The organism is Rhodococcus sp. NJ-530, from assembly GCF_003860625.1.
Taxonomy (GTDB): Bacteria; Actinomycetota; Actinomycetes; order Mycobacteriales; family Mycobacteriaceae; genus Rhodococcus_F; species Rhodococcus_F qingshengii.
This window is the reverse complement of sequence record NZ_CP034153.1, coordinates 38,786-59,300: the sequence shown is the minus strand read 5'-3', so window position 1 is coordinate 59,300 and position 20,515 is coordinate 38,786. Positions and strand designations below refer to the sequence as shown.

Annotated in this window: 25 protein-coding genes and 1 pseudogene; 2 read left to right on the top strand and 24 right to left on the bottom strand. The window is 63.9% G+C overall.

From position 1 onward, the window contains the following. Positions 1–20 precede the first annotated feature (20 nt). On the top strand, positions 21–218 hold the full coding sequence (locus EHW12_RS30215) for a hypothetical protein (protein WP_125052908.1): 198 nt from the start codon (positions 21–23) through the stop codon (positions 216–218). 145 nt (positions 219–363) lie between these two features. On the opposite strand, the gene EHW12_RS30210 is transcribed toward EHW12_RS30215, so the two are convergent. The 13 genes and pseudogenes from EHW12_RS30210 to EHW12_RS30150 all read right to left on the bottom strand — a co-directional run bounded on the left by EHW12_RS30210 (position 364) and on the right by EHW12_RS30150 (position 13,100). After that, complete coding sequence (locus tag EHW12_RS30210; protein WP_125052905.1) at positions 364–1,335, bottom strand: DUF4192 domain-containing protein; 972 nt, start codon at positions 1,333–1,335, stop codon at positions 364–366. Between the two features lie 317 nt (positions 1,336–1,652). Further along, positions 1,653–1,970 (bottom strand): hypothetical protein, encoded by a 318-nt coding sequence (locus EHW12_RS30205; protein ID WP_125052902.1) that lies wholly within the window; start codon positions 1,968–1,970, stop codon positions 1,653–1,655. Next, complete coding sequence (locus EHW12_RS30200; RefSeq protein ID WP_241199192.1) at positions 1,964–2,215, bottom strand: hypothetical protein; 252 nt, start codon at positions 2,213–2,215, stop codon at positions 1,964–1,966. Before EHW12_RS30200 ends, EHW12_RS30205 begins: the two co-directional genes overlap by 7 nt. Positions 2,216–2,664: 449 nt before the next feature. Next, positions 2,665–3,423, bottom strand: coding sequence for a 3-hydroxyacyl-CoA dehydrogenase (locus EHW12_RS30195; RefSeq protein WP_125052899.1), 759 nt, complete (start codon positions 3,421–3,423; stop codon positions 2,665–2,667). 33 nt (positions 3,424–3,456) lie between these two features. Further along, positions 3,457–4,611, bottom strand: coding sequence for an acetyl-CoA C-acetyltransferase (locus EHW12_RS30190; protein WP_125052978.1), 1,155 nt, complete (start codon positions 4,609–4,611; stop codon positions 3,457–3,459). A 23-nt stretch (positions 4,612–4,634) separates the two neighbouring features. Continuing rightward, on the bottom strand, positions 4,635–5,114 hold the full coding sequence (locus EHW12_RS30185; RefSeq protein WP_241199191.1) for a MaoC/PaaZ C-terminal domain-containing protein: 480 nt from the start codon (positions 5,112–5,114) through the stop codon (positions 4,635–4,637). Further along, positions 5,111–6,631, bottom strand: a complete 1,521-nt coding sequence (locus EHW12_RS30180) for an AMP-binding protein (RefSeq protein WP_125052896.1) — start codon at positions 6,629–6,631, stop codon at positions 5,111–5,113. Before EHW12_RS30180 ends, EHW12_RS30185 begins: the two co-directional genes overlap by 4 nt. A 48-nt stretch (positions 6,632–6,679) precedes the next feature. Further along, on the bottom strand, positions 6,680–7,369 hold the full coding sequence (locus EHW12_RS30175) for an enoyl-CoA hydratase-related protein (RefSeq protein ID WP_125052974.1): 690 nt from the start codon (positions 7,367–7,369) through the stop codon (positions 6,680–6,682). 56 nt (positions 7,370–7,425) lie between these two features. Continuing rightward, on the bottom strand, positions 7,426–8,586 hold the full coding sequence (locus EHW12_RS30170) for an acyl-CoA dehydrogenase family protein (RefSeq protein WP_125052893.1): 1,161 nt from the start codon (positions 8,584–8,586) through the stop codon (positions 7,426–7,428). 8 nt (positions 8,587–8,594) lie between these two features. After that, entirely contained in the window at positions 8,595–9,377 is a 783-nt protein-coding gene (locus tag EHW12_RS30165) for an enoyl-CoA hydratase-related protein (RefSeq protein ID WP_125052890.1), read from the bottom strand. Beyond that, positions 9,374–11,041, bottom strand: a complete 1,668-nt coding sequence (locus EHW12_RS30160) for a long-chain-fatty-acid--CoA ligase (RefSeq protein ID WP_125052887.1) — start codon at positions 11,039–11,041, stop codon at positions 9,374–9,376. Before EHW12_RS30160 ends, EHW12_RS30165 begins: the two co-directional genes overlap by 4 nt. A gap of 12 nt (positions 11,042–11,053) precedes the next feature. Beyond that, positions 11,054–12,228 (bottom strand): annotated as a pseudogene (locus EHW12_RS30155) (thiolase family protein). Next, positions 12,225–13,100 carry a CoA transferase gene (locus EHW12_RS30150; RefSeq protein ID WP_125052881.1) on the bottom strand — a complete coding sequence of 292 codons (876 nt, stop codon included), beginning with the start codon at positions 13,098–13,100 and terminating at the stop codon, positions 12,225–12,227. Before EHW12_RS30150 ends, EHW12_RS30155 begins: the two are co-directional and overlap by 4 nt. A 98-nt stretch (positions 13,101–13,198) precedes the next feature. Here EHW12_RS30150 and EHW12_RS30145 point away from each other — a divergent pair, with 98 nt between their 5' ends. Further along, positions 13,199–13,819 carry a TetR/AcrR family transcriptional regulator gene (locus tag EHW12_RS30145; RefSeq protein ID WP_125052878.1) on the top strand — a complete coding sequence of 207 codons (621 nt, stop codon included), beginning with the start codon at positions 13,199–13,201 and terminating at the stop codon, positions 13,817–13,819. Between the two features lie 695 nt (positions 13,820–14,514). Here the strand turns inward: EHW12_RS30145 and EHW12_RS30140 are convergent. The 11 genes from EHW12_RS30140 to EHW12_RS30095 all read right to left on the bottom strand — a co-directional run bounded on the left by EHW12_RS30140 (position 14,515) and on the right by EHW12_RS30095 (position 20,514). Further along, a complete protein-coding gene (locus tag EHW12_RS30140; protein ID WP_125052875.1) occupies positions 14,515–15,084 on the bottom strand; it encodes a recombinase family protein in 570 nt (189 codons plus the stop codon). Continuing rightward, positions 15,081–15,989, bottom strand: a complete 909-nt coding sequence (locus EHW12_RS30135; RefSeq protein ID WP_125052872.1) for a Fic family protein — start codon at positions 15,987–15,989, stop codon at positions 15,081–15,083. Before EHW12_RS30135 ends, EHW12_RS30140 begins: the two co-directional genes overlap by 4 nt. Continuing rightward, the gene (locus tag EHW12_RS30130) at positions 15,986–16,207 is read right to left on the bottom strand and encodes a hypothetical protein (RefSeq protein ID WP_125052869.1); all 222 of its coding nucleotides are present in this window, start codon (positions 16,205–16,207) and stop codon (positions 15,986–15,988) included. The genes EHW12_RS30135 and EHW12_RS30130 overlap by 4 nt, the downstream gene beginning before the upstream one ends. 464 nt (positions 16,208–16,671) lie before the next feature. Beyond that, positions 16,672–17,466, bottom strand: a complete 795-nt coding sequence (locus EHW12_RS30125; protein WP_125052866.1) for a hypothetical protein — start codon at positions 17,464–17,466, stop codon at positions 16,672–16,674. Continuing rightward, positions 17,463–18,590, bottom strand: coding sequence for a DUF262 domain-containing protein (locus tag EHW12_RS30120; RefSeq protein ID WP_164490642.1), 1,128 nt, complete (start codon positions 18,588–18,590; stop codon positions 17,463–17,465). The genes EHW12_RS30125 and EHW12_RS30120 overlap by 4 nt, the downstream gene beginning before the upstream one ends. Before the next feature lie 121 nt (positions 18,591–18,711). Beyond that, positions 18,712–19,011, bottom strand: a complete 300-nt coding sequence (locus tag EHW12_RS30115) for a hypothetical protein (protein WP_125052860.1) — start codon at positions 19,009–19,011, stop codon at positions 18,712–18,714. A gap of 70 nt (positions 19,012–19,081) precedes the next feature. Beyond that, positions 19,082–19,300, bottom strand: coding sequence for a hypothetical protein (locus EHW12_RS30110; RefSeq protein ID WP_125052858.1), 219 nt, complete (start codon positions 19,298–19,300; stop codon positions 19,082–19,084). 68 nt (positions 19,301–19,368) lie between these two features. Next, entirely contained in the window at positions 19,369–19,536 is a 168-nt protein-coding gene (locus tag EHW12_RS34780) for a hypothetical protein (protein ID WP_164490641.1), read from the bottom strand. Beyond that, positions 19,533–19,751: a hypothetical protein gene (locus EHW12_RS30105; RefSeq protein WP_125052855.1), complete on the bottom strand. Its 219-nt coding sequence runs from the start codon at positions 19,749–19,751 to the stop codon at positions 19,533–19,535. The genes EHW12_RS34780 and EHW12_RS30105 overlap by 4 nt, the downstream gene beginning before the upstream one ends. Next, positions 19,748–19,942: a hypothetical protein gene (locus tag EHW12_RS30100; RefSeq protein ID WP_125052852.1), complete on the bottom strand. Its 195-nt coding sequence runs from the start codon at positions 19,940–19,942 to the stop codon at positions 19,748–19,750. The genes EHW12_RS30105 and EHW12_RS30100 overlap by 4 nt, the downstream gene beginning before the upstream one ends. Then, entirely contained in the window at positions 19,939–20,514 is a 576-nt protein-coding gene (locus tag EHW12_RS30095; protein ID WP_125052849.1) for a DnaB-like helicase N-terminal domain-containing protein, read from the bottom strand. Before EHW12_RS30095 ends, EHW12_RS30100 begins: the two co-directional genes overlap by 4 nt. Position 20,515: the final 1 nt, after the last annotated feature.

Genomic DNA, 20,515 nt, shown 5'->3' with positions numbered 1-20,515 from the left:
CGAGCGAAAGGCACGAGAAAATGGGCGAGAACTTCACTCCGCGGGAGCGGTCCGCAGTGGAAGCGGCGGCATACCAGGCAACGAAGCACACGCAAAAGATCACCGACGCGGATCTCGTTGCGGTCGTCGAAGGTTTGACCGGAACGTCGGTTGCGCAGACTCCGCGTATCGACATCGCGTTTCCGGCGGCGGGCGATCCGGACGAGCTCTTCCACTGACCGACGCACGACGCGGCTCGGTTCGCCGGTCCGCGCAGTGCGGCGCAGTGGTTGTAAGGGCTCGATGCCCGAGCAACCACCACCACGTACGGGGGCGGCCCCGACTCTCTCGAGTTGAGTCGGGGCCGCGTTTTTGTCCGTTCGGCTATTCGGTGTCGAGGTCGATTCCCATCGACCGCGCTACCTCGACGCCGATGGTGGCAAGTTCGGCGATCGCCTCCGGTTTGATTCCGGCCGTGCGGGACGCGTCGAGCAGCTTGAGCAACGTCGTGAGGCTGGGGTCGACGCCGATGGCGCTAGCAGCGTCGAGCGCAATTCCGGCGGCGGCTCCGTCGCCGTCGACGTATGCGGCCAACCCGGCAAGGGTGAGGATCTGGACTCGGTAGTTTCCGCGTAGGTGCGTGGCGATGGTGCCGAAGGCGTCCGCTGCGGCTTGCGGGCTGATCGTGACGATTCCGATCATGGCATCGCGATGATGCGGGTCCGCTGCCGCGCACAATCCGGCTCGGGCGGCGAGGTCGAGACTGGAAACCTCGAAATTGCGTACGACTGCGGCGATTTCCGTGATCGTGTTTCGTGCGAAGTCCTCGCCCTGCTCGGCTGCGGCGGCGCGAGCTGCGTCCATGTCGGCGGCCGTGTCCTCGCGGTAACGCGCTTCGATGTCGGCGCGGCTGCTCGACGTCTGACGCCCGCTCATGATTCGGTTCATGCTGACCTCCGAGAGGATCGGGTCGGCGGTGCGTCCGCTCTCCTCGCCGTTGGTGTCGAACCACTCCGCTCCGATTTCGAGAGACTCGGCGACAAGGGTGCGGACGCTGCGGATTCCCCTGGTGTCGAGCTCGCGCTGAGCTGCCTCGATCTGATCGAGACCGGCGGCGGCTACCGGACCGGCGCCGACGACAACCCAGATAACGGACGTGACTGCCGCTTGCTCGAGTGCGGTGCTGTAGTCGGCTGCCGCATCGGCACCGACGACATCGGTGCGCGCAACGAACGCGAGCGTGGCCGGTGATCCGGTGAGAGCGATCATCACGACGGAATTGACGGGGACGAATCCGAGCAATGCCGGGATTGCGGCCAAAACGTCGGTGGCGGTCCTCAAACGGATGTTCTGCATGTCGTTCCCCTTGCTGTGAAAGTGACCGGGCCTCGTGCCCCGCCAATTTTTTTCGCCTTCTGGCAAAGGAGAATCGCGTCGGCATGAGGGGGCCGGAGTGCCACCCCTGGGCCGAGAAAATTTTGACGGGAGCGTGCGAGGGGCGAAAATTTCTCGGAGCCATCGGCCGGCGCTTGCGCCGCCAGGGGTTGCGCGCAGGTCACCGCCGACGAGAATCGGAAGGCCAGAAGTGAAAACAAATCAATGCTTTTCACAGAACGGAGCGCAGCGGAGTTCATGTCGGGGGACACCGAAGGTGGCCGGCCGCCGGGCAGGCGTCAGCATTCCGCCGGCAGCGCGGCGTCGCGGCACTCCCACTGACCACCGACCCGGGTACAGGTGCGGCGTTGCTCGCACAACCAGCACCGTTGATTGCGTCGGGTCAACAACCGCGCTCCGGTCGCGGCGGGCCGTGGGTGTTCGGTGGTCTCGGCGCGCTCTCGCTCGGATACGGGCCTGATCATGTCGCCGAAGATGCGGCGGCACTGCGAGCAGATTTCTCCGTCCTCGGCCACGATGTTCGAGCATCCCGCGAGAACGCATCCGGTGAACATCTGCGGATCCACCATCGTCTCTGCCTTCGGGGCGCTCACCATCTGAATCGGATTCCGTGCGGTACGGCGGCGCGCTCGACTCGGCCGTAAACCCGATTCACCCGTGAGGGTGCGATCTGTCCGGCGTCGTAGGCGGGGCGGGTCGCGACGGCGAGCAGGGCGACGGCTTCGCGGGCGCTCACTTCGTGCGCGAGGGTGAGCCACCCGATTTCCGCTTGCATCCCGGTAGCGCTCGTCGCGGCGGTGATCTTGCCGGTCAGCATCTCGAGGATCTCGGCGGCCGCCATTCCTGAGGGTGTGATCGGCGGGGTACGGGGTTGCGGTAGTACTCGCCGAAAATCGGGCGGATACGCCCGCGGCAGGCTTCGGTTCGAGGGTGAGCACCAGGGGAACGGATGGGGGTCGAGTGTGCCCGGGGGTCGGTACGGCAGAAACGGGCCGCCATCGGGTCGGTTGCTGATGACGAGGGTCGCGCTGGCAATTTCGGTTGACCGCGCATCGGATCCCGTATCGAGTGGGCATCACCTGTTGTGGTTGCCGCCGACGAGCTCTGGAGTTGTAGTCCATCCGTGGCCCTTGAGGTCGGGGACAGGGTCGCCATCGTCCACCGCCCGGAACTCTCCCGATATTGGTCTCCGGGTGCGCGTGGTGTGCGACACGACGACTTCCACCACGACGCCACCGCGGTGCCGCGGTGCCGCGGCGATCACGGTGGTGTCTGGAGCGTGGGTCGGATTCAGCGCGGTGCCATGCGGATCGCCCCGTCGAGACGAATGGTCTCGCCGTTGAGCATCGGGTTGCTGACGATGGATTCCACCAGGCGTGCGTATTCGGCAGGGTCACCGAGGCGGCTCGGGTGCGGCACCTGCGCACCGAGCGCTTCCTGCACATGATCAGGGAGGGTGCCGAGCAGCGGGGTCTTGAACAGGCCCGGGGCGATGGTGTTCACCCGGATCTGCAGCGACGCCAGATCACGGGCGATCGGAAGGGTGGCGCCGACGATGCCGCCCTTCGATGCCGAGTAGGCGGCCTGGCCGATCTGCCCCTCGAACGCTGCGACGGATGCGGTGTTGACGATGACGCCGCGCTCGCCGTCGATTGGTTCGTTGCCGGCCATCGCATGTGCGGCCAGGCGGATCACGTTGAATGTGCCGACGAGATTGACCTCGACGACCTTCTTGAAGGCGGCGAGCGGGAACGGCCCGTCCGTGCCGACGGTCTTGACGGCATTGCCGATGCCCGCGCAGTTCACGGTGATGCGCAGGGTGTCGTCGGCGTTGGCAAGGGCGACAGCCGAGGTGACGGCGTCTTCGTCGGTGACGTCGGCGGGAACGAACTGCACGGCGTCGCCGAGTGCGTCCAGCGCCTCGGTGTTCGCGGTGGGTAGGTCGAGGGCGACGACGCGCGCACCGGCCTTGGCGAACGCGGTGACGGTGGCCAGGCCGAGCCCGGAGGCGGCGCCGGTGACGAGGGCGGTGGTTCCTGCAATGTCCATGTCGATACCTGCTTTCGGGGAGAAGAGTGTGGGTTAGGAGAGTCGTTCGATGATGGTGACGTTGGCCTGGCCGCCGCCCTCGCACATGGTCTGCAGTCCGTAACGGCCGCCGGTGCGTTCGAGTTCGTGGAGCAGCGTCGTCATGAGCCGGGTGCCGGTCGCGCCGATCGGGTGTCCGAGCGCGATCGCGCCGCCGTTCGGGTTCACCCGTGTGGGATCGGCATCGAGGTCGCGCAGCCATGCCATGACCACCGGAGCGAACGCTTCGTTGATCTCGACGACGTCGATGTCGTCGATGCTCAGGCCCGTCTTCTCGAGCGCCCGCTGCGTCGCCGGAATCGGGGCGGTGAGCATGAGGACCGGGTCCGCGCCGAGAACGGTCAGGTGGTGGATGCGGGCGCGGGGAGTGAGCCCGTATCGTGTCACCGCATCATGGGATGCGATGAGCATCGCCGACGACGCGTCGGAGATCTGGCTCGAGACGGCGGCGGTGAGGCGTCCTCCGGGGGTGAGGGTGCGCAGTGCCGCCATCTTCTCCGCGGAAGTGTCCGCACGCGGTCCTTCGTCGACGGTGACGTCCGCGAAGGGGGCGATCTCGGCGTCGAACCGGCCCTCGTCAATGGCGCGCAGCGCGCGGCGATGGCTTTCGAGCGCGAATTCCTCCATCGCGGACCGCTCGATTCCCCATCGTTCGGCGATCAGCTCGGCGCCCCGGAACTGGGAGATCTCCTGATCGCCGAATCGGGCCTGCCACGTCTGCGAGCCGGAGTGCAGATCCGGGGAGCCGTAGGGCTCGCCGGCGGTGATCGACGACAGCAGCGGGAATTGGCTCATCTTCTGCACTCCGCCCGCGACGATCAGGTCGGCCGTCCCGCTCATCACTGCCTGCGCGGCGAAATGCACTGCCTGCTGCGATGATCCACACTGACGGTCGAGGGTGACACCGGGGACGGATTCGGGCAGTCCGGCCGCGAGAGCGGCGGTGCGGGCGATGTCGCCGGCCTGCGCACCGATGTTGTCGAGGCAGCCGAATATGACGTCGTCGATTCCGGCCGGGTCGATGTCGGTGCGCCCGACGAGGGTGGCGATGACGTGCGCGGCGAGGTCGATCGGATGGGTTTCGGCGAATCCGCCGCCGCGCCGCCCGACGGGGGTGCGCACGGCGTCGATGATGTATGCGTCGGGCATGGAGCCTCCGGAAAGAGTGGTGGTCATGAGATTTGTGGTGGACGGGCACGGACGTAGGCCTCGACGTCCACGCTGAGCACCGGCCTGACTTGGGCATCGGTCAGTTCGGCCGCAGTGGTGACGAGGGCACGGTCCCGATCGTCGAAGGCGACGTCCTGGATCACGACGGTGCCGGTGAGCGTGTCCCCTGGGCGGACGGGCCGCAGGAACCGGACCTCCCGAAGGCGTCGTCCGGCGATGACGCTCCAGCCGGAGAACACGTCCAGCACCGCGAGCCGCTGATACACGGCGAGGGTGTGCAGGCCGCTGGCGATCAACCCCTCGTATGCCCCGGCGTCGGCCACGTCCTTGTCGACGTGGAAGCCCTGGGGATCCCACAGGCCGGCGAAGTCGACCAGCTCCCGCTCGGTGATCGTGTACGAACCCAGCCGGTACCGGCGGCCCACCTCGATGTCCTCGCCGTACACCACACCGGACTGAAGGGCATCGACGTGGTCGGTCACTGCGTCCGCACCTCCGCCCGCAGTACGTGCTTAAGGATCTTCCCCGACGGGTTGCGCGGGATCGACCGGACCACGAGGTCGCGGGGCAGCTTGTAGTCGGAGACGTACTCGGCCGCGAACACCCGCAGGTCGTGGAGTGTCACCTCACGTCCCTCGACGGGTGTCACGACCGCAACGATTGTCTCGCCGAACGTGTCGTCGAGGCGGCTGACAATCGCGACGTCCAGCACGTCCGGATGCGCTGCGAGTGCGTTCTCGACCTCGACGGAGTACACGTTGCGGCCACCGGTGATGATCATGTCCTTGAGACGGTCGACGATGGTGATGTAGCCGTCGTCGTCCCGGACCGCGAGGTCACCGCTGTGCAGCCAGCCGCCGCGCAGCGTCTCGGCCGTGGCGTCCCGTTTGTTCCAGTACCCCTTCATGATGGTCTCGCCGCGCACGATCATCTCGCCGGTCTCGCCTACCGCGACGTCGTTGCCGTCGTGGTCGACGAGCCGCACCTCGGCGTTGGTGATCGCCCATCGTCCGGTGGCGTCGGGGCGTGCCTTCACATCATCGGGCGTCGAGTAGATGCCGGTGGGGCCTCCCTCGGTCTGGCCGCACAGCTGAAAGAAACCCACGTCCGGCAGGGTCGCGACGAGTTTCTCGACCGCGCTCGGCGGCATCGGCGCAGCTCCGAAGAACCCGAGCCGCCAAGCCGACAGATCCCGGTCGGGCAGATCCGGCAGCGTCAACAGCAGCTGATACATCGTTGGGACACCCAGGAACGCGGTGATGCGGTGGCGTTCGAGCGCGTCGACGACTGCTCTGGGCTCGAACGCCGGCAGCACCAAGTGAGTGGTGCCCATGGAGAATCCGGCCAGCACCATGAGTACGAGTTCGGCGCAGTGGTACATCGGTGCGACATGCAGCTGCCGGTCGAACGAGTTCAGTCCCAGCGCGCTCATCGAATGCCCGACCCAGAGCAGTCGGTGGTGGTCGAACAATGCGCCCTTGGGTGCTCCGGTGGTGCCCGAGGTGTAGATGATCATGCAGTCGTCGTCCTCGACGACCTCGACCGGCGGCTCGTCGTTCGGCATGTTCGGGGTGAGCCGGGTGAAGTCGTCGAAACCGGACGCCTCGTCCAGGGAGTAGATCCTGGCGGTCGGTTCCGGATCGAGCTGAGTCAGGCCCCGGACCGCCCCGTCCGTGTCGCCACCGAACAGCAGCACGCACGCGCCGGAATCGTCGAGCAGGTACCGCAATTCACGCGCTGTGGCACGCGGGTTCAGCGGGACGGCGATCGCGCCGACCTTGAACGCCCCGTACAACGCGAGCAGGAAGCGGTCGGAGTTGGGCGAGAGCACCGCCACACGATCGCCCTTGCCCACGCCCAGCGAGAGCAGGGCGTGCGCGTACCGGTTGATGTCCGCGTCCAGTTCCCGGTAGGTGCGTTCGGTCTCGCCGAACACGAGCGCGCACCGATCCGGGTGTCGTCGCGCATTGATCGATAGTTGTCCGCCGAGCGTTGCCATGGTTTCTCCGTCACTTATCTGAGTTCAGGGTTGGTGGAATTTCGGTGCTCAGGTGCGCAAAACGGCCGCAACACGTCGTTCGAAGTCCGGCGTCCCCAGGAGTTCGATCTGTCCGTCACGTTCTCGCTCCAGAACATCGTCGAAGGCGCCGAGCGCGGACTCGGCCAGCGCCTTCTTCGTCAATTCCAGTGCTCGGCGCGGTCGGTCGGCGAGCCTCCTGGCCACTGCCTCCACGTAAGTGGCGAGTGCGTCGTCAGGCAGCACCCGGGAAACGAGCCCGATCTTCACCGCGTCGGCTGCGGGGACTCGCTCGCCGAGCAGTGCCATCTCGGCGGCGCGCGTCCGCCCGATCGCCGCGGAAACCAATCGAGTGGCACCACCATCGGGCATCAGTCCGATAGAGGTGAACGGCAACAGGAAGTACGCACTCTGCGCGGCGAACGCCAGATCCGCCGCGCAGGCGAGGGACGCGCCGAAACCGGCGGCCGGCCCGTTGACTGCGGCGATCACCGGGACAGGCGCCCCGACGATCGTGCGAATCACCTCGTTGGCGGCGTCCATGATCGCCGCGGGGGGTTCGTTCAGCGACGTCAGATCAGCGCCGGTGCAGAACGCCCGACCCGCCCCGACGAGCACGATCACCCGAGTGCTCTCGTCGGCGCAGGCGGAACGCAGGACGGCTCCGAGCTGTCGGAGAGTGTCCGGATCGACGGCGTTCAACCGTGCCGGCCGGCTCATGGTGATGGTCAGGACCGCATTCTCGAGTTTGGTGGGGATGCTCGGATCCGGCTCGATCACAGCGACCGCCCGATGAGGACCTTCATGATCTCGTTGGTACCGCCGTAGATCTTCTGCACGCGCGCCGCCGCGTACATCTGTGCGATGGGGTACTCCATCATGTAGCCGTAGCCGCCGAAGACCTGCAGGCAGCGGTCGATGATCTCGACCTGCTTGTCGGTGCCCCACAGCTTCGCCATCGATGCGGTCGCGGCGTCGAGGGTGCCGTCGAGGTACCGCTGGATGCAGTGGTCCATCAGCGTCTTGCCTGCCAGTACCTCGGTCTTGCATTCGGCGAGAAGGAACTGGGTGTTCTGGAAGTCGAGGACCGTCTTGCCGAATGCCTGACGCTGCTTGGCATACGTGATCGTTTCGATCACCGCGGCCTCGGCCATGGCGACCCCCGCGATACCGATGATGAGGCGTTCGCGGGGGAGTTGCTCCATAAGTTGGTAGAAGCCGCGGCCTTCGATGCCGCCGAGGAGATTCTCCGCCGGCACCCGCATGTCGGTGAACGACAGTTCGCGGGTGTCCTGGCCGTGCTGTCCGATCTTGTGCAGCACCCGGCCGCGTTCGAAGCCCTCGAGCCCCTGGGTTTCGGCGACGAGCAAGGAGATGCCCTTTGCGCCGAGCGAGGGATCGGTCTTGGCGACGATGATGAGCAGATCGCAGTGGGTGGCGTTGGAAATGAACGTCTTCGAGCCGTTGACGACATAGTGGTCGCCGTCCCGGACCGCGGTGGTGCGCACGGCCTGCAGATCCGATCCGGTGCCGGGTTCGGTCATCGCGACACCGATGACCATCTCACCGCTGGCCATCTTCGGGATCCACCGCTTCTTCTGTTCCTCGGTGGCGTAGGCGCAGATGTAATGCGCGACGATCGTCGAGTGCACGTTGAAACCGAACGCGGTGTCGTGCGCGAGGACGAGTTCCTGTTGAACGACGGCCTCGTGGCCGAAATTGCCGCCGCCGCCGCCGTCCTCCTCGGGCAGGCCCAGGCAGAGCAGTCCGGCGGCTCCGGTCTTGGTCCAGAATTCGCGGTCCACGTGATGCTGCTGCGCCCACCGTTCCTGGTGGGGTGTGGCCTCCTTGCGGAAGAATTCGGCGGCGTGCTTGCGTAGCAGCGCCTGGTCGTCGGTTTCCCACGGGGATCGGTAGTCGGGGAACAGTTCGCTCATGATCGGGTCTACTTTCCGGTGAATTCGGGTGCACGTTTGCCGAGGAAGGCGGCTTGTCCCTCGTGGCTGTCGGCGGATCGGAGCGCCGTGTCGAAGTTGCGTTTTTCGTGTTCGAGGCCCTGCGACAGCGTTGCCTCGAACGTCCGCAGCGCGGCATCCTTGGCCAGCGCCACGGCCAGCGGCGAATTCCTCGCGATGCGCTGCGCCATGGCCACGGCGTGGGCGAGTGCCTCACCGTCGGCGACGACGTCGGCAACGATGCCCGCGTCGGATGCCTGCTGCGCGGTGATGAAATCGCCGGTCAACAGCATCGCCATGGATTTGGACTTGCCGACGGCTCGGATGAGCCGCTGGGTGCCGCCGCCCCCGGGGATCACCCCGAGTTTGACCTCGGGCACACCGAACTTCGCAGATTGGCCGGAGATGATGATGTCGCACGCGAGTGCGAGTTCACAGCCACCGCCGAGCGCCAGACCCTCCACGGCCGCGATGACGGGCTTGGGGTAGGTGCCCAGGTCGGCCCAGATGGTGCCGCCCAAGGCCGGCCGGTCCCCGAGTAGCGGCTGGGTGCGCAGCGTGTCGAATGCGGTGATGTCGGCACCGGCGCAGAACACCCCGCCGGTGCCGGTGAGCACGACGGCGCGCACGGTGTCGTCGCCGCGCAGGTGTGTGAGTTCGGTGTTCAGTGCGGTGAGGAGTTCCTCGTTGAGGCTGTTCTTCGCGGCGGGCCGGGACAGTGCGAGGACCGCCACCGCACCCTGCCGAGTGGTCTGCAGGACTGTCGTGTTCATCGTGTCTCCGTGTAGATGTCGGCGTGCTGAGCGCGGAGGACCTTCTTGTCGAGCTTGCCGACGCTGGTGCGTGGCAGTGCATCGACGAACAGCACGGTGTCGGGAATCTGCCACTTGGCGAACTTGCCGTCGAGCACACTGGTGATGTCGTCGAGGGCCAGTTCTTCACCGTCGGTGGTGACGACGAGGGCGACGGGGCGTTCCTGCCATTTCGGGTGGGCGACGCCGATGACGGCGGCCTCCTTGACCTTCGGGTGTCCGACGAGGGCGTTTTCCATGTCGATCGAGGAGATCCATTCGCCGCCGCTCTTGACGACGTCCTTGATCCGGTCGGTGAGCTTGAGGTAGCCGGTGGGGTCGATGCGGCCGACATCGCCGCTGCGCCAGTACCCGTCGAAGAACTTGTCGGCGTCGTCGTCGAGCTTGTGGTAGCGCTCGATGATCCACGGGCCGCGCAGCAGCACCTCGCCCTGACTCTTGCCGTCGTGCGGCAGGTCATTGCCCTGGGCGTCGACGATGCGGATGTCGATTCCGTTGACCGGAAGCCCCTGGGAACGCTTGAGGTTCCACTTGTCCTCGTCGGACATCGCACTCCGCAACGACGGTTTGAGCGGCCCGTTGATCGCCACCAGTGGGGTGGTTTCGGTGGCTCCGTAGGCGTGGATGATGTCGGCGCCGGTGATCTCGTAGAAGTCGCGCATCAGTGACAGCGCCGGTTCGGTCGCACCGGAGAGCAGGCGGGCCCGGGAGAAGTCGGGTGCGACGTCCAGCGTTTTGATGTAGTCCATCATCGGCTGGAAGATCGCGGGTGCGCCGTTGGCGACGGTGACCTGCTCGGTGATCATCGCGTCCACCAGTGCTGAGGTGTCCTCGGCCATGTAGCGGCCGGGCAGGATGATCTTCGCGGCACTGTGGACCGCGGCCTGGGGCAGACCCCAGCTCTGCCCGTGGAACATGGGGGTGATGAGCATGACGGCGTCGTCGCTGCGCATCCCCAGCCCGGCGGCCTCGGCGAGGGTGTGCAGATAGATACCGCGGTGCGAGTAGTAGATGCCCTTCGGCCGGCCGGTGGTGCCGGTCGTGTAACAGGCGCTGTAGGCGGAGGTTTCGTCGATGACAGGCCAGTCGATCTCGGGGTCGGCAGCCGCCAGGAGGTCCTCCCAGTGTGCAGCGCCGGGCAGCGTGGTGCGGATGTCCGACAGCGGCTTGTCGGTCATCACGATCCACGTCTTCACACCCGGGGTCAGCGGGGCCAGCGCCTCGGCGACCGGGAGCAGGGACTCGTCGACGAGGACCACGGACGCGTCGCTGTGGCCGGTGACGTAACCGAGATCGTCGGGGGCCAGTCGCAGGTTCATCTGCAGCATCGCCGCGGCGATTCCCGGGATGGCCCAGTACAGCTCGAAGTGGCGCCGGCTGTTCCAGTCGAGGATGCCGACCACGTCGGCCGCGCCGACGCCGATGCTCGTCAGGGCGTTCGCCGCCCGCTTGATGCGCGCGTAGGCGTCGGCGTAGGTGTAGCGGTCCCAGCCGCCGTCGGCGGTGCGGAACACGATCTGCTGTTCCGGGTAGGTGCGGGCCGCATGACGGATGAAGGTGGTGGTGTTGAGCTGGTAGTGATCGCCGTGGGTGGACGGTAATCCTTTGACGATCTCGGTTGTCATGATGGCTGCCTCTCAGAGTCGTTCGATGACGGTGGTGTTGGCGGTGCCGTGGGCCTCGCAGATGGTCTGCAAGCCCAGGCGGGTGCCGGAGCGTTCCAGCTCGCACAGCAGGTCAGTGAGCATCCGTGCGCCGGTGGAGCCGAGGGGGTGGCCGATCGCGATGGATCCGCCGTTGGCGTTGAGCTTGTCGTCGGGCACGCCGAATTCCTGCGCGAACATCAGCGGTACCCCAGCGAACGCCTCGTTGACCTCGAACCGGTCGATGTCGTCGACGGACAGGCCGGTGCGCTGCAGTGCCTTGCGGGTCGCGTCGAGCACCGCGGTGAACTGGATGATCGGGTCAGCCGCCGCGACCGACAGCGCCCGGAACCGGGCCCGCGGGATCAGGCCGTGTTGCTCGGCGAAGTCGCGGTCGGCGATCAGCAACGCCGCCGCGCCGTCGCTGAGCTGCGACGAGTTCGCGGCAGTGGTGCGGCCGTCGTCGGCGAACACCGTCTTGAGGGACGCGATTTTCGCGGGGTCGAGGCTGGCCCGGATGCCCTCGTCGGCGTCGACGGTCATGCCGGACGAGTCGTTCGGGTCGGCGGTGATCGGGACGAGCTGGTCGCGGAACCGGCCGTCCTGCGTGGCGGCGAGGGCACGTTGGTGGCTGCGGATGCTGAAGGCGTCGAGGGCTTCGCGTGTCAACCCGAACTTTTCGTTCATCAGTTCCGACGACGGGCCCTGCGCCATCAGAGCCCCGTCGTAGCGGGCGAGTTCGATGGGCCCGTACTGGGGGCCGAGCGGCGCACCCGGCTGGAACGCCGACGGCATACGCACTTGCGACATTGATTCGACACCGCACGCGATCGCCAGATCGTAGGTGCCGGCCATGACACCTTGGGCCGCGAAACTCACGGCCTGCTGACCGGAGCCACACTGCCGGTCGACGGTGACCGCGGGCACGGACTCGGGCAGTCCGGCGGACAGCACGGCGTGGCGTCCGATGTTCGACGACTGCTGATCGTGCTGCAGCACGCATCCGGCGATGACGTCGTCAATCAGCACGGGGTCGATGCCGGTGCGCTCGACCAGGTGACGCAGCGTGTGGCCGAGCAGATCCGCCGGATGCCACGCACTCAGGACGCCGCCACGCTTTCCCACGGGGTGCGCACCGCACCGACGATGACTGCTTCGCGACCGGTCATGATTGCCTCTCTCTAGCTGTGGTGGGAACGGCCCCGACGAGGGATTGCGGGGCCAGAACTGCGTTGAGGGGAAGATCCGCCTTCTCGGCGAGGGCCTCCCAATACGAGGTGGGGTGCTCGGCGAAGGCGAGCGCGAAGTTTTGCTGGGTCGGCTCGACACCCAGGATGTCCTGCACACGCGCGGCGAAGTGGGGTTCGAGTGCCCCCAGTGCGACGTAGCCGTCGGCAGCGGCGTAGATCCCGTAGGTGGCGATGTCGCCGCCGAGAGGGGCACCCGGACCCATGAGCCCGTGCCGCACGGCCGCGCCCGCGTCGGCGGCGGCCTCGTCGAGCACCACACGGCGGTGCTCGCCACGGCCGGTGCGGGTGCGGGTGAGCAGGGTCAGCACCGATTCGGTCACCACGCGTTCAGCACCGAGCATGTCGGCGACGGGGACGGTCGGCATCGCCGGGGGCGTCAGGGTTCCGTGCACGGCCTGGTAATTCAGGTCATGGCCGGGTGCCTCCTCCTTCGCTCCGTCGAAGCCGACGATCTCGACGTGCCCGAGCTGCGGGAACGTCGTGGTGACGTCGGCAAGGCCCAGACGATGCAGCGCGGACGGGCGCATCGCGGTGATCAGCAGATCCGCCGTGTCCAACAGGACGTCGAGCGCGGACCGACCGGCCGGATCCTTCAGATCGAGGACGGTCACCTCCTGGCCGGCGGTCAGTTGCGCATACCAAGCGGGTGTGACCGCTGCCAGCGGATCCCCTGCGGGAGATTCGACCTTGGTAACGCGCGCCCCCAGGTCGCGCAGGCGCGCGGCGGCCAGGGGGCCCGGGAGGTTGGCGGCGAGGGTGACGACATCGATGCCGTCGAGGGGGCGTGTCATTCGATCCCTTTCGAGAAGTGCTATACGTCTGTATAGCTTATTGTATGATCGTATAGCAAGGCCGATTGGATATGCTTCCGCGAAAAAGGAGGGAACCGATGGAGCCAGGACACAACCCGCGGATGAATCCGAACGATCTGACCGGCAAAGCGCGCATCCGCAACACCGCACTCGACCTCTATGCCGCACATGGTGAAGACGGCACGTCGATGCGGGCGATCGCGAAAGCGGCCGGCGTCACCGTCGGCCTGCTGGTCCACCACTTCGGAACCAAGGACGGCATCCGCGACGCGGTCGACGACCTTGTCGTCGACTATTTCGCGCAGGCGATCGCGCAGGTTCCCGCCGAGGGCACGCCCCAGAAGATCGCCACCGCCCGCGATGCGGCGGTGAGTGAGATGCTCGACGCGCACCCCGAGGTCGTCAACTACATGCGCCGAGCCCTGCTCGAACCGGGCGGTACCCGAGGAACCCTCCTTGAGAAGTTCACCGACCTGACCCGCCACGAGGTTGCAGCACTGCGCGATGCCGGTGTCGCCTCGACCCGCCGCGACGAGTCGAGTCAAGTCATCGAAACAACGATCCGCCAGGTAGGTCAGCTGTTCCTGCAGCCCATGGTCGATGCGATGTGGAAGTCCCTCGGAGGGCCCGATCTGCCGGACACGGACAAGCCAGTGCTCGCGGTGGGCATCCGACAGGGCGACCGGCACGAGTCCTGATAGGCATTTCCGGTCCTGCTGTGCCTGATTCCGATGCCGGGCCCTGGTCGCGCAGTGGCCTCGGATGTCGCGGCGACGTTACTCATCGACGGTGCGATTTCCTTGTTCACGGTTAGCCGACGCTCTCGAACGCGCCGCGGTGAAGAATGCGTACGCGTGCATTGCAGTTGCGGTGGCGGCGTATGAGCGCGGGGGCGATGATCTTCCATCTCGGTGCGGCCCTGGGAACCTTCGGTTTCACTATTTCGTGTGTGGGGGCCTGATTGTCGTGTTTACTTGCGGTAGTGGATATTTGATCGATTCGTTCGGGACTGAGAGGTGTTCTGTGAGTCGAGTTGTTCCTGATCCGGCGCCGTGGATCGAGGGTTTACCTCAGCAGCGTCGCGGTTTCTTCGTTTCTGCGGAGTCGGCGTGGGTAGATGGCGTGCCGGCGTTAAGTAAGACGAATATCGAGATGGCGCGAAGCTTGCTGAACGGTATGAGGCTGCCGTTGCTTCAGATGCCGCGGTGATTGACTATTCGCTGCCGCGATCATTCTGGACTGGCAACGCGGCGGATCGTCGTGAGTTGGAGCGCGCCTTGAAGGCAGATGCTCAGACAATCGCCAGGGCCACTCCGGTGTCAAAGACACTGCTCGACGGAAGGCCCTACGACATCTTCCGGTTTTAGTTGCTGCACCGGGACGTCGTCCCTATCTATGTCCCGCTGTTTGTGTTGATGAGTGCTCGACTGACGGAAGAGCGCCCGACGCCGAGCGTTGCGGCTATGGCGTCGAGGCTCTTGCCCTGTTCGCGGAGGCTGCGGGCGAGTTCGGTGCGTTCGGGTGTCATGACGGTCGGGCGGCCGCCGTGTCGGCCTTGCCGGCGGGCGGCGTCGAGGCCGGCGTGGGTGCGTTCGACGATCATGCGGCGTTCCATTTGGGCGAGGGCTGCCATGATGTGGAAGAGGAATTCGCCGCCTGCGGTGGTGGTGTCGAATCCTTCTGTGAGGGAACGGAATGCGATGCCGCGTTCGCCGAGGTTGTGGACGGTGTCGATGACGTGGCGGACGGATCGTCCGAGGCGGTCGAGTTTCCAGACGACGAGGACATCACCGTCGTTCTCGCGTAGGTAGTTCAGGCATTCGGTGAGCTGGGGGCGCTGCGCTTTGGAGCCGGATTCGTAGTCGGTGAAGATGCGGATCGCGCCGGCTTGGTGGAGTGCGTGCTGCTGCAGTTCGGGGTTTTGTTCGAGGGTGGAGACGCGGGCGTATCCGATGATGCTCACAGTCTCGGTCCTTCTGGTCTGTTGCTGTGTTGTGGGATGGTGCGGCTGTTCATGAGTTGGTGGTCGACTTCTGGGCTCCAGTGGGTGTGGAACTTGGTGGTGTCGAGGTCGGCTAGTTCTCGCTCCGGAGAGGGCGGTTTGGGAGTTGGACGGGTCTCGGTCGATTGTGGGTCATGTTGTGGTGCTTCGGGGTTGATCCGACTAGACCATGTGTAGGTCTGTTCGGGCATGGTGTCGTAGTGCTCGATCATGGCCTGCCAGTGCTCGGGGAAGGTCATGACGTTCTCGCGGGGTGCGGTGGCGATGGAGTCCGCGGGCACTTCGGTGACGGGTTTGATTGCGGGTCGTAGGACGTCGGCGAGGATGGTTCCGCCGTCGATGTAGGCGAAGTTGCGGGCAGCTTGGACGGCGTCGACGCTGAGTTCGCGCCATTCGATGGCCCATCCGACGTCGCGGGCGAGTTGGTCGAAGAAAACCCTTTGGGTGCGCGAATTTCCGTCGACGAACGGATGGACACTGGTGAGGTCTCCCCAGGGTCCGGCGAGATCGTTGACGAACGCTTCGTGGCTGTGGTGGTTGACGTAGACGCAGCTGTTGATGTCGGTGAACACTCGATCGAGTTCGCCGGGTATGGCGGCGGGCGGGTCGTGGAGGATGCCGAGATCGCCTGGCGCGGTGTCGATGGTGCGGATTTCACCGGCCCATTCGTAGAGGTCACCGAGTAGGTGTCGGTGGATTGCTTGCAGGTGTGCGAAGTCGAAGTGTCCGTCGATCGGATTTGCTGCCAGCTCCGCCATTCGTGTTGCGGCGATGAGGGCTTCGGCCTGCGCGAGAGTGTGAGGGTCGGTGTATCCGAGCCGGTTTCGTAGGACCGTGGTGCCCGGATAGTGGTAGTCGTTGCTCACTGAGCGGTGCGGGAGTTCAGTTCGGCGAGTCCGCGGGCGATCGCTTCGTCTCCGGTGATCTCGCCGTTAAGGACAGCGCGGGCTGCTGCTTCCGCTTCCGCGGTGAAAGGGACGCCGCCCATTTCGAGGCCGGCGCGGATGCCTGCTACTTCCCGTTCGATCTCACCAGCGGTCAGGATGCGGGTGGGTTTACGCGGAATCTCGTCTCGTTTCGTCATGGTCTGCTCCCCCGATTGTCGTTTTGCGGCTGTACGCGTTTCTGCGGTTTCGATGCCGCCGACCCTCTGTCGGAGGTCGCCGGCGGCGTGTTCGTCGTTCTGCGTTGAGAGTGATGCTATCGAACCGACCGAAAACGGTCTACTCCACCGTTTCGGTCGATCTAGTTTCGGTCATGAGTTTCGGTCGACGGTTTCGTGTGGTCGCTCGATCGCGCCGATTCGGGTCGATTCGTGGGCCGAATACGACCGTTTGTGGTCCACCGCGGAATGGGAGCCGACCGCGTTCCGTTGGGAGCAAGTGCCGACCGGTATGGTGGTCCGGACGCCAGGGGTACCACCCACCACCTCACCTGCCGGCCGGGGGCCTCGTCAGGCTTCACCCCAATTTCGAACCCCGCAGTTTTCCCGTTTCGTCCTGGCTGTCAAACAGTCATTCAAAACGACGAGGAGGAATCCATGGGCCGTCAGACCGCAAAGTATTTCCATACAGTTTTATCTTGCGAATGAACGCATATAGAAGATCGACATCTCCCGAGCGGCGTCCCGACTGCGGGACTTCCAGCCGAGCTACAAGTAGAGCAATTAAAAGTACCCGGTATAGTTTTTGTACCCTCACCGACGGAGTCAGATTGACCGAGCAGAATATCCAAGTCCGGAGAATTCTCGCTTAACGCTACGGCCATACTTTCTAACGTGTTGATCATCACTTTCAAATTAGACGTTGGCGCAGAGAACTCCGTGGATCTACTTATCAACCACGCCCCCGGCCGTTTATACGCCTGCTGGAACTCTGCAACCTTTGACCAATAGGCAGATTCAGCTTTTTCTCCAGAGTGCGAAATTCGATCGCGTACAATTTTAGCATCATTCAATCTCCTCGCAAATGAAGATCGCCATCGCAGCCTAAGAAAAGGGTGCCCGCCAGGAAACAACACGTTAGCCCTCGGCTCAACAGTGGATCCAGGCGGCATCCAATCCAGCTTATCCGTCGCGAGATAGACCAATGACCTGTTCAAATCCGCATCAAGACCGCTTAGCGGAGACGGAAAGAGGCTAGATAAAGAAATGCCATCTATCAGCTCAAAGAAAAATTCCCGCACGAAGTGCTCTGCTGCGGTATATGCGTTCAACAGCAGCCCTTCGGCCGCAGCCTCGGCCATCAATCGCTCGCTACCACCTGCGCTTCCAGCTGCAACGATCCGGGCCTCTACCGTCACTGCACTTGAAAGCGCTCGACGGAGATCGCCAACCGCTGTCATCGGCCCAGAGTATTTATCAAGAAATCCAACCGCCGCTGTCTGGAACTTCGGTCTGACGCACCTCCTGAGACTGCCCGAGCCAGCGAGGCATCGCTCCTTCGAGCATTCTTGTAAGCATCAAGGGCATGTTCAATCCAATCTGGATTGAAGTTCACTTCCGATAAGTGTCTCATACTGAAAGATCGCCCAATCCCAGTAATGTTACCGCCCTCGTCGATTATTCCCAACAAGTACAGCTGGTAAGAAAACAGCGAGTAAATCCATGCTTTCGTCCTAAAAGGTCGCATGGAATCTGGCAACACAGAGGAATCGTATATAAAATCTAATGATTCAAATACTGAATTAAAGACATTGGCGGTAAATGATTCTTCATCGCTTTCTAACGTCCGATTTTCGTAAGCCTCATCGAGCTCTCGTTTTCCAGTTTTTTGAACTCCATCAAGGATTAGCAGAACTAATTCACTTGTCAGCTCAACGTCACCCATCTGAGCGATAGATTGGTTAGTGATGATACCCCAGTCATGCCATCGGGTCTGATTATCTCGCGTGATTCGATAGCATAATTCAGAGAAATCGCTCCGATATTTTGCCCACCGCAACTCTTGAGCCGATAATTTGGTTCCGGTACGATTCAAGCGGTCATACACTTCAAGCACAGCCGGTTCACTCGTTCTAGAGTTTAGAATAACAGCAGATATGCGCGTCTCAAGGATTTGCATTTGCTGCTCCCTCGACAGGTCTACGAACTGGTAACCTGGGTGTGTGTGATGAATTCCTTGTGGACGAAAGGAGAAGAAGTCCGATTCCTTTATATCATCACCTAAAAGACTCCTATCTATATAACTGATTAATGTTCGGAGCCTTTGCTGACCGTCAACCACTCGTCTGATTGGCGTTGACCCGATCTCTGGGTACTCGTCTTGAAGAATAATCAGAGGGACTGGGAATCCTTTGAGTAGGCTGTCGATCAGGAGGCTCTTGTCGCTGGACTTCCACACCGATCCTCGTTGGAATTTCGGACGAAGTTGTAGGCTTCCGTCTCGCTGCCACCCGACGTAGTCACCCACCCGGAACCAACTATGGTCCGAGGTAATGGCCGGTGCTGCGCTGTCAATGCTGTCCACAGTGGTCCTTTGTGTTGAGAAGATTCAAAGCTGAATCCCTACGAAACTACGTCAACCTGCCAGAAGGATCTCCGGGCGGTGGCCGCGTTCCTCAGACTGTTGTCCGGCCACAACGCTGCGTTTATTCGGTTGTTCTGTGGCTAGTCTGGATGGGTGCGAGGTGGTGGATTCCGGGGAGGCTGTAGGCGGCCAGGGCGAGTCGGGTGCGCCAGGCTTTGTGTTTGAACGCCCAAATCCAGTGTCCGGTCATCCAGATTGCGAGGCCGGCGGCGAGGATGGCATAGGCGGCGGGGGTGCTTCCGGTGACCCCGATGCGGAGCAGTCCCTCGAAGACTGCGATCGCGCCCGCGAGGCGGGCGATGATCGATCCGAATCCCCAGATCAAGAGTGCTGCTACGGCGATGATCGCGGCGATAGCCATGCGGTTGTCCTCCTTGTCGTGGGTGATTCGGGGTGCGGCCCGTAGTGGTCGGGCACTGAAGAGTGCGCGGCTAGTTTTGCCCGCTGTACCGGCGCCATACGTAGGGGGTGGCGGCGAGGAGAACCAGCAACAGCGTGACCAGGGCGAAGATCATGCCGAATTGCCACGGCTTCATCGCGTCGGGAAGCAACAGCCAGCCGATCAGTGTTCCGAGTACGAATCCGGCTACTGCTGCCCCGGCTCCTGCTTTTGCGACTGGGGCAAGAATGGTGGTGATCTCGTTGTTCATGGCGGTCCTTTCTGTCGTTTCCGCTGAGTGTGCCGTGTAGGTCCGACAGGGATTGCAGTCTCGACCGGTCAGAACAGGGCGTTTTGGGTTTGGGCGGCTGCGATGTCGGTGCGTTTCTCGTAGGCGGCTGCGAGGGTTTGCGCGGTGGTGGGGCTGCATCCCATTTCGGTGCCGATTTCGTCCCAGCTGGCCCCGTGATGGTGCAGTTGCCAGGCGTCGTGTTCGTCGTCGTTCATGGCAGCTCTTCCTCTTCGGTGGGTGTGTTGAGTTCTCGGCGGAGGCGTAGGGCTACGACGTAGTGGTAGACCGCGAGTCCGAGGAGGCTTGTTCCGGCGATGAGGGAAATGGTTGTTCCACCGGTGAGGAAGATGATGCCGACGGCGAGGCTGATCAGCGCGACGACGGTGTGCGATTTCCAACCCGGTCTGCTGGTGTCTTTTTCGGTCGTCATGGTCGATTCTCCCTGTCGCTTGGAGCTTTTCGGAAGCTGGCGGCTTTGGTGAAGCTGTAGACGGAGGCGGTGAGGGCGATGATTCTGGCGGTGATCACGTGTTTCGTGCCGATCGTGAAGTCCAGGGCTGCGACGGCGAGCGCGAGGACTCCGAAGATGCTGTGTTTCACCACTCTTGGCTTGTTGGTCATGCTCGGCCTTCGCGGATGGCGGCGAGGCGTTGGGAGGCTGCGCGGCGTTCGCGGCCGATGCTGAGCAGGTGCTCGAACAGTTGGTCTTCGGGGAGTTCTTCGGCGGCTTGGGCGAGGGATCGTGCTGCTTCGCGGAATCCGCGCCGGTATGCCTGGGTGAGGACGGCGGCGATGTTGTGTTCGAGTTCAGCGGACGGGACGCCGATGGTGGTGATGTCGGTGAGCGCTTTGGTGAGCTGTTTCCCGAGGTGTCCGCTGGTGCGGCCTTCCTGCTGCAAGGTGGTGAAGACGTGGGCACTGTTGTGAGGTTTGCCGGAAGTGACTAACTCCTCGATGGCGGTGAACAGTGCCGCGTTCACGGGTCGGTAGAAGTCTGCGCTGGTCAGAGCTGCGACGGCACGCTTCGCGCTCTCGGCCGGCGCCCAGAGCAGCGAGCACAGGAGTTGAGCCTCGACGTCGAGGGCGGTGCTGTATTCGTCGATCTCGCCTTCGTTGTCGGTGAGGTCGTCGAAGTCGGGGGCGGTGGCCAGTGAGAGTGTCACGTCGGGGTCCTTGCTGTCGCCGGTGGGCATG

What these genes read in the sequence shown, in the direction of transcription:
- EHW12_RS30215 (WP_125052908.1), top strand. Translation starts at nt 21, where the DNA reads ATGGGCGAGAACTTCACTCCGCGGGAGCGGTCCGCAGTGGAAGCGGCG.
- EHW12_RS30210 (WP_125052905.1), bottom strand. Translation starts at nt 1,335, where the DNA reads ATGCAGAACATCCGTTTGAGGACCGCCACCGACGTTTTGGCCGCAATC.
- EHW12_RS30205 (WP_125052902.1), bottom strand. Translation starts at nt 1,970, where the DNA reads ATGGTGAGCGCCCCGAAGGCAGAGACGATGGTGGATCCGCAGATGTTC.
- EHW12_RS30200 (WP_241199192.1), bottom strand. Translation starts at nt 2,215, where the DNA reads ATGGCGGCCGCCGAGATCCTCGAGATGCTGACCGGCAAGATCACCGCC.
- EHW12_RS30195 (WP_125052899.1), bottom strand. Translation starts at nt 3,423, where the DNA reads ATGGACATTGCAGGAACCACCGCCCTCGTCACCGGCGCCGCCTCCGGG.
- EHW12_RS30190 (WP_125052978.1), bottom strand. Translation starts at nt 4,611, where the DNA reads ATGCCCGACGCATACATCATCGACGCCGTGCGCACCCCCGTCGGGCGG.
- EHW12_RS30180 (WP_125052896.1), bottom strand. Translation starts at nt 6,631, where the DNA reads ATGGCAACGCTCGGCGGACAACTATCGATCAATGCGCGACGACACCCG.
- EHW12_RS30175 (WP_125052974.1), bottom strand. Translation starts at nt 7,369, where the DNA reads ATGAGCCGGCCGGCACGGTTGAACGCCGTCGATCCGGACACTCTCCGA.
- EHW12_RS30170 (WP_125052893.1), bottom strand. Translation starts at nt 8,586, where the DNA reads ATGAGCGAACTGTTCCCCGACTACCGATCCCCGTGGGAAACCGACGAC.
- EHW12_RS30165 (WP_125052890.1), bottom strand. Translation starts at nt 9,377, where the DNA reads ATGAACACGACAGTCCTGCAGACCACTCGGCAGGGTGCGGTGGCGGTC.
- EHW12_RS30160 (WP_125052887.1), bottom strand. Translation starts at nt 11,041, where the DNA reads ATGACAACCGAGATCGTCAAAGGATTACCGTCCACCCACGGCGATCAC.
- EHW12_RS30150 (WP_125052881.1), bottom strand. Translation starts at nt 13,100, where the DNA reads ATGACACGCCCCCTCGACGGCATCGATGTCGTCACCCTCGCCGCCAAC.
- EHW12_RS30145 (WP_125052878.1), top strand. Translation starts at nt 13,199, where the DNA reads ATGGAGCCAGGACACAACCCGCGGATGAATCCGAACGATCTGACCGGC.
- EHW12_RS30130 (WP_125052869.1), bottom strand. Translation starts at nt 16,207, where the DNA reads ATGACGAAACGAGACGAGATTCCGCGTAAACCCACCCGCATCCTGACC.
- EHW12_RS30125 (WP_125052866.1), bottom strand. Translation starts at nt 17,466, where the DNA reads ATGACAGCGGTTGGCGATCTCCGTCGAGCGCTTTCAAGTGCAGTGACG.
- EHW12_RS30115 (WP_125052860.1), bottom strand. Translation starts at nt 19,011, where the DNA reads ATGGCTATCGCCGCGATCATCGCCGTAGCAGCACTCTTGATCTGGGGA.
- EHW12_RS30110 (WP_125052858.1), bottom strand. Translation starts at nt 19,300, where the DNA reads ATGAACAACGAGATCACCACCATTCTTGCCCCAGTCGCAAAAGCAGGA.
- EHW12_RS34780 (WP_164490641.1), bottom strand. Translation starts at nt 19,536, where the DNA reads ATGAACGACGACGAACACGACGCCTGGCAACTGCACCATCACGGGGCC.
- EHW12_RS30105 (WP_125052855.1), bottom strand. Translation starts at nt 19,751, where the DNA reads ATGACGACCGAAAAAGACACCAGCAGACCGGGTTGGAAATCGCACACC.
- EHW12_RS30100 (WP_125052852.1), bottom strand. Translation starts at nt 19,942, where the DNA reads ATGACCAACAAGCCAAGAGTGGTGAAACACAGCATCTTCGGAGTCCTC.
- EHW12_RS30095 (WP_125052849.1), bottom strand. Translation starts at nt 20,514, where the DNA reads ATGCCCACCGGCGACAGCAAGGACCCCGACGTGACACTCTCACTGGCC.